The organism is Sphingomonas sp. Leaf32 (assembly GCF_001421765.1).
GTDB lineage: Bacteria > Pseudomonadota > Alphaproteobacteria > Sphingomonadales > Sphingomonadaceae > Sphingomonas.
Window position 1 is genome coordinate 123981 of record NZ_LMLA01000003.1, and the last position, 6000, is coordinate 129980.

Genomic DNA, 6000 nt, shown 5'->3' on the forward strand with positions numbered 1-6000 from the left:
CCCGGCTACATTCGCCCCCATGCTCGATCCCGACCAATGCTATGCCGCGATCGGACGGCGCGACCCGGCGATGGACGGGCTGTTCTTCACGGCGGTGCGCACCACGCGCATCTATTGCCGCCCGGTCTGCCCGGCGCGCACGCCGGAGCGCGGCAATGTCAGCTTCTACGCGAGCGCGGCGGCGGCGCAGGCGGCGGGCTATCGCCCCTGCCTGCGCTGTCGCCCGGAAACCGCGCCCGACAGCCCGGCCTGGGCCGGCACGCTCGCCTCGATCCACCGTGCGCTGCGGCTGATCGACGACGGCGCGCTGGCGGAGGGGAGCGTCGCCGACCTAGCCGACCGGCTGGGGATGAGCGACCGGCATCTGCGACGGCTGTTCGTCGAGCATCTGGGCCTGACCCCGCTGGCGATCGAGGCGACGCGGCGGCTCCACCTCGCCAAGCATCTGGTCCACGACACCCGCCTGCCGCTGACCGACATCGCCTTCGCCGCCGGCTATGGCAGCGTGCGGCGCTTCAACGAAGCGTTCCAGACGGCCTTCGGCCGTGCGCCCTCGGCCCTGCGTCGCGACGGCGGGGCGGCGGACCCCGACGCGCCGATCGCCGTCACCATCGCCCATCGCCCTGACTTCGTACCCGCCGGCACGGTGCAGGTGACCTTGCGCGAAGGCCATGCCGAGGTGACGCCGGGCCGGAACCGGACGCTGCGGATCACCCTGCGCGACGTCCCGCTTCCGGCGCTCGGCCGCGCGATCGCGGCGGCGAAGCGCGCGGTGTTCGCCGGTAGCTGAAACGCCTTTCCTACATGCGGGCGAGCGGTCAGGATGGCGAACGGTCTTTCGCATCGCTGGTCGTCAAGGCAGAAGAAATGGGTTCGCGCGGAGGCGCGGAGACGCGGAGGGGTTGCATCCAGACGCGCCGTTCCCCGCGTCAGCGGCCTCGTGGTCGTTGCCACCGGGAAAAGGGTCTCCCGATCGCGCACCGCTTGCCCCGAACGCAATTCCTCCGCGTCTCCGCGTCTCCGCGCGAACCCCTAAAGTCAAACTGCGCGACAAACTGCGGCAAGTGTGAACTTCGTGAACTTTGGAGCGATCAGGCCAGCCCGTGCCGCGCCAGCATTGCCGCCGGGTCGGGGTCGCGCCCCCGGAACGCCCGGAACAGGTCGATTGCCGGCCGCACCGCGCCTTGCGACAGCACCGTCTCGCGCAGCCGGTCGCCGGTCGCCCGGTCCACCGTCCCCGCTTCGGCGAACGCGGCGAAGCCGTCCGCCGCCAGCAACTCCGCCCACAGATAGCTGTAATACCCTGCCGCATAGCCCCCGGCGAAGATATGCGCGAACGCGTGGGGAAAGCGGTGCCATACAGGCGGCCGCACTACCGCCACCTCGTCTCGCACCGCCTCGATCACCGCCATCGGATCGTCGCCGTGGGTGCCCAGATGCAGCAGCAGGTCGAACATCGCGAACTCGATCTGCCGGACCAGGAACATGCCCGACTGGAACCGCCGCGCCGCCAGCATCCGCTCGAACAGGTCGCGCGGCAGCGGCTCGCCGGTGTCGACATGGCCCGACATCGCCGCCAGCACCGACGGCTCCCACGCGAAATCCTCCATCAACTGGCTGGGCAGTTCGATCGCGTCCCATTCGAACCCTGTCGTACCGGCAATGTCCGGGCGCGGCACGCGGGTGAACAGGTGGTGGAGGCAATGCCCCGTTTCGTGCAGCAACGTCGTCACGTCGTCATGGCTCAGCAGCGGCGTATCCCCGCCGGTCGGCGCGAAGTTGCAGACCATGTACGCGACCGGCAGGCCGGCATCCTTCAGATAGGGCCGGGCAGGGGCCATCCACGCGCCGCCCTTCTTGCCCGGCCGCGCGTGGAGGTCGAGATAGAGGCCCGCGAACACCCCGGTGTCGTCGCCCACGTCATAATAGCGGGCATCGGGATGCCAGGTCGGCACGTCCGTCCGCTCGGTCAGCGTCAGCCCGAACAATTGCCCCAGCAGCCCGCGCCATCCGCCGAGCACCCGGTCGACCGGGAAATAGGCCTTGATGACCGACTGGTCGATCGCATGGGCATGGCGCTTGAGCCGGTCGCCGACGAAGCCGACATCCCAGGGCTGAAGGTCGTCGATCCCGAGATGATCGGCGGCGAAGGCGCGTAGTTCGGCGATCTCCGCCTCGGCATGGGGCCGCGCCCGGTTGGCCAGATCGCGCAGGAACGCCAGCACCTCGCCCACGTCCGGCGCCATCTTGGTGCTGAGCGAGCGGGCGACCGGATCGGGAAAGCCCAGCAGCCGGGCGGCTTCGTGCCGCAGGTCGAGGATGCGGCGGATGCGCGGGCCATTGTCGAACCGGCCGGCATCCGGCCCCTGATCCGACGCGCGGGTGCCATAGGCGCGGTACGCGTCGGCCCGTAGGTCGCGATCCTCGGCAAAGGTCAGCACCGCCACGACGCTCGGCTGCTGCAGCGTCACGACCCATCCGGTCAGCCCGCGCGCCTCGGCGGCGGCGGCCATCATCGCCCGGTCGGCCTCCGACAGCCCGGCGAGCCGCGCCTCGTCCGTGACATGCAGCGTCCACGCATCGGTCGCGTCCAGCACCGCGCTGGCGAATTCGGTCTGGAGTGCCGACAGCTCGGTCGCCACCGCCTTGAACCGCTCGCGGGCGTCGTCGTCCAGCGCGACCCCGGCCAGCGTCCGGTCGCGGATCGATCGTTCGACGGCGACCCGGTCGGCATCGTCCAGCGCGGCGAAGTCCGGCGTCACCGCCAGCGCGCGCAGCGTGTCGAACATCGCGCGGTCCTGCTGCGCGGCGATGCTCCGTTCGGTCAGCACCGCCTGTCCCGCCGCATGGGCGGCACGCAGTTCGGGCGTGTCGGCAACGGCATGGAGGTGCCACACGCCCGACCAGAAATTGTCAAGCGCGACGTCCGCCTGCTCGACCGGCAGCCAGGTGGCGGCGAAGTCCGGCGCGGCGGCCTTGGCAGTTTCGGCCGCCGCATCGCGCTCCGCCAGCAGGGCGTCGAGCATCGGGGCGATCGTATCAGGCGTGATCGCGGCGAAATCGGGAAGTGCAGACAATCCGGGTTCCTTCAACATTCGACGACATTGACCGCCAGGCCACCCTGGCTGGTTTCCTTATACTGGCTCTTCATGTCCTCGCCCGTCTGGCGCATCGTTTCGATGACCTGGTCGAGGCTGACGATGTGGCGACCATCGCCGTGCAGCGCCAGATAGGCGGCGTTGATCGCCTTGATCGCGCCCATCGTGTTGCGCTCGATACACGGGATCTGCACCAGCCCGCCGATGGGATCGCAGGTGAGGCCGAGATTGTGCTCCATGCCGATCTCGGCGGCATTCTCGACCTGTGCCGGGCTGGCCCCCAGTGCTGCGGCCAGGCCGGCGGCGGCCATCGAACAGGCGACGCCGACCTCGCCCTGGCATCCCATCTCAGCCGCCGAGATCGACGCGTTCTGCTTGTAGAGAAAGCCGATGGCGGCGGCGGTCATCAACAGCGCCTGCGCGCCGGCGCGGGTCGATCCATGGACGAAGGTTTCGTAATATTTCAGGACGGCGGGCATCACGCCCGCCGCGCCGTTGGTCGGCGCGGTGACGACGCGCCCGCCGGCCGCATTCTCCTCATTCACCGCCAGCGCCCACAGGCTGACCCATTCGAACACGACGCTGGGGTCGGTACGGGGGCCGCGCTCCAGCAGCTTTTCGCGGATCGCCCGTGCGCGGCGCTGCACCTTCAGCCCGCCGGGCAGCTCGCCCGTGCCGGCGCAGCCCCGGTCGATCGACCCCAGCATCGCCGCGCGCACCGCGTCGAGGAAGCCCAATGTCTCCGCCTCCGGTCGCCACGCGCTCTCGTTGGCGGCGACGATCTCGGCGATCGACTGGCGGGTATCGGCGCATAGCGCCAGCAGGTCGTTGCCGGTCGCAAAGGGGTGTGGCAGCGTCAGGTTGATGCGCGGCGGCGCCTCGCCCTCCGCACGTATCGCGCCGCCGCCGATCGAATAATAGCGGCGGGTGATGCGGCTGCCATCGGCCAGCACGGCGGTGCAGGCCATGGCGTTCGGATGGCCGGGCAGGAAACCGGGATGGAACAGGATGTCGCGTTCCGGATCGAAGGCGATCGGAGTCGTCCCGGCAAGATCGAGCGTGTGACTGCCACGGATGCCCTCGACCATCCCGGCCACCGCATCCGGATCGACGCCTTCGGGCGTTGCGCCCGACAGACCCAGCAGCACGGCGATGTCGGTCGCATGGCCCCTTCCGGTCAGCGACAGCGAGCCATAGAGGTCGCAATAGACCCGCTCGGGGACGATTCGATCCTCGGCCAGCATCATGGCAAAGGCATGGGCCGCGCGCATCGGCCCGACCGTGTGTGAACTCGACGGGCCGATGCCGATGGTGAACAGGTCGGTGACGCTGAGCGGTATCACGCTGCCGCACCCAGAACCGCGGCATACCGCTCTGCCGCCGGCCGCCAGTCCAGCCCACGTGCCGCCAGCCAGGCATCGTCGAAATAGGTATCGCTGTAGCGCAGCCCCGAATCGCACAGGATCGTGATGACCGATCCTTCCGCCCCGACCGCCGCCATCTCGGCGATCAGCGTGGCGCAGGCGACGATGTTGGTGCCGGTCGATCCGCCGACCGGCCGCCCGAGCCGGTGGCTCAACGCCCGCATCGCGCCGATGCTGTCGGCGTCGTCCACCGCGATCATCCGGTCGATGACGCTGGGGACGAACGACGGCTCGACGCGCGGACGGCCGATCCCCTCGATCCCCGAACAATCGCCCTCGACCGTGGTGACGGACGGGTCGGCGAAGTGGCGATGGAACACCGAACCCTGCGGATCGGCGACGCACAGGCGGGTGCCATGTCGGCCGTAGCGGATGAAGCGGCCCAGCGTCGCCGATGTGCCGCCGGTGCCCGCGCCGCAGACGATCCAGCTCGGCTCCGGGTGATCCTCCTTGGCCAGCTGCGCAAAGATCGATTCGGCGATGTTGTTGTTGCCGCGCCAGTCGGTCGCGCGCTCGGCATAGGTGAACTGGTCGAGATAGTGGCCGCCATGCGCCTCGGCCAGCTCTTGCGCGGCGGCATAGACCTCGCGCGGGTCGTCGACGAAATGCACCTCGCCCCCATGAAAACGGATCGCGGCGATCTTTGCGCTGGCGATGCTGCGCGGTACGACCGCGACGAAGCGCAGGCCCAGCAGCCGGGCGAAATAGGCTTCCGACACGGCGGTCGATCCACTCGTGGCTTCGACCAATACCGTATCGCGCCCGATCCAGCCGTTGCACAGCCCGTAGAGGATCAGCGACCGCGCGAGACGATGCTTCAGGCTGCCGGAGGGATGAACCGACTCGTCCTTCAGGTAGAGCGTGATCCCCGGCGTCGCCGGCAGCTCCAACCGGATGAGGTGCGTGTCCGCCGATCGGCAAAAGTCCGCTTCCAGTCGCCGGATCGCCTCACGGGTCCAGTGGCGATCGTCGGAGCGGGTAGAAGCGGGGGCGGGGGACAAGGCGAGCCTTCCTTCATACGGATGCGTGCGTGGCACGCGGGTCCGTCCTTATGGCCTGCAGGATGCGAGGGGGGAAGGAGGTGTCCGAACAGGCTCGTCACGCGCCCGATACGCCGCGCCAGACGCGAAAACGGCATGGAACCGAAAAAACTGCAAAAACGTTGTTGACGCCTTCTGAACCCACTCATATAAGCAGCTTCACCGGACGACGAGACGCTCTTCGCTTCTCCCGCCGGTCGCCTCGCTCCGCAGAAGCGGATAGCGAGTAGCTCTTTTTCTAGCCGGAACGCGGTGCTGATCGATTGGTCAGTGCCTCTGTTCCGGTCCTCCTATCGCCGGCTTGCTGGCGCTTCAACCGAGAGGTTCGAGGCAGGAGCGATCTTTGAAATTGTTGATGAGATGAAGGGACATGTGGGCGGCGGCTTGCGGTTAGTGGCATTCAAGGTGTCATTGGATCGTTTAAAGTCAAGTCGGCTC

At 68.6% G+C, this 6000-nt stretch carries 5 protein-coding genes; 2 read left to right on the top strand and 3 right to left on the bottom strand.

Annotation, left to right across the window (positions count from 1 at the left end; all coding sequences use genetic code 11):
* The first annotated feature begins 19 nt into the window (after window positions 1–19).
* Entirely contained in the window at window positions 20–790 is a 771-nt protein-coding gene (locus ASE83_RS06670; RefSeq protein ID WP_082443166.1) for a bifunctional transcriptional activator/DNA repair enzyme AdaA, read from the top strand.
* A gap of 301 nt (window positions 791–1091) precedes the next feature.
* On the opposite strand, the gene ASE83_RS06675 is transcribed toward ASE83_RS06670, so the two are convergent.
* The 3 genes from ASE83_RS06675 to ASE83_RS06685 all read right to left on the bottom strand — a co-directional run bounded on the left by ASE83_RS06675 (window position 1092) and on the right by ASE83_RS06685 (window position 5523).
* Complete coding sequence (locus ASE83_RS06675; protein WP_235513115.1) at window positions 1092–3026, bottom strand: M3 family metallopeptidase; 1935 nt, start codon at window positions 3024–3026, stop codon at window positions 1092–1094.
* A gap of 62 nt (window positions 3027–3088) precedes the next feature.
* Window positions 3089–4441 carry an L-serine ammonia-lyase gene (locus ASE83_RS06680; protein WP_268794967.1) on the bottom strand — a complete coding sequence of 451 codons (1353 nt, stop codon included), beginning with the start codon at window positions 4439–4441 and terminating at the stop codon, window positions 3089–3091.
* Window positions 4438–5523, bottom strand: coding sequence for a PLP-dependent cysteine synthase family protein (locus ASE83_RS06685; protein ID WP_055786219.1), 1086 nt, complete (start codon window positions 5521–5523; stop codon window positions 4438–4440). The genes ASE83_RS06680 and ASE83_RS06685 overlap by 4 nt, the downstream gene beginning before the upstream one ends.
* Before the next feature lie 291 nt (window positions 5524–5814).
* Between ASE83_RS06685 and ASE83_RS18910 the strand changes: the two genes are divergently transcribed.
* On the top strand, window positions 5815–6000 hold a 186-nt coding region (locus ASE83_RS18910; protein WP_235515975.1), incomplete at its 3' end, for a hypothetical protein.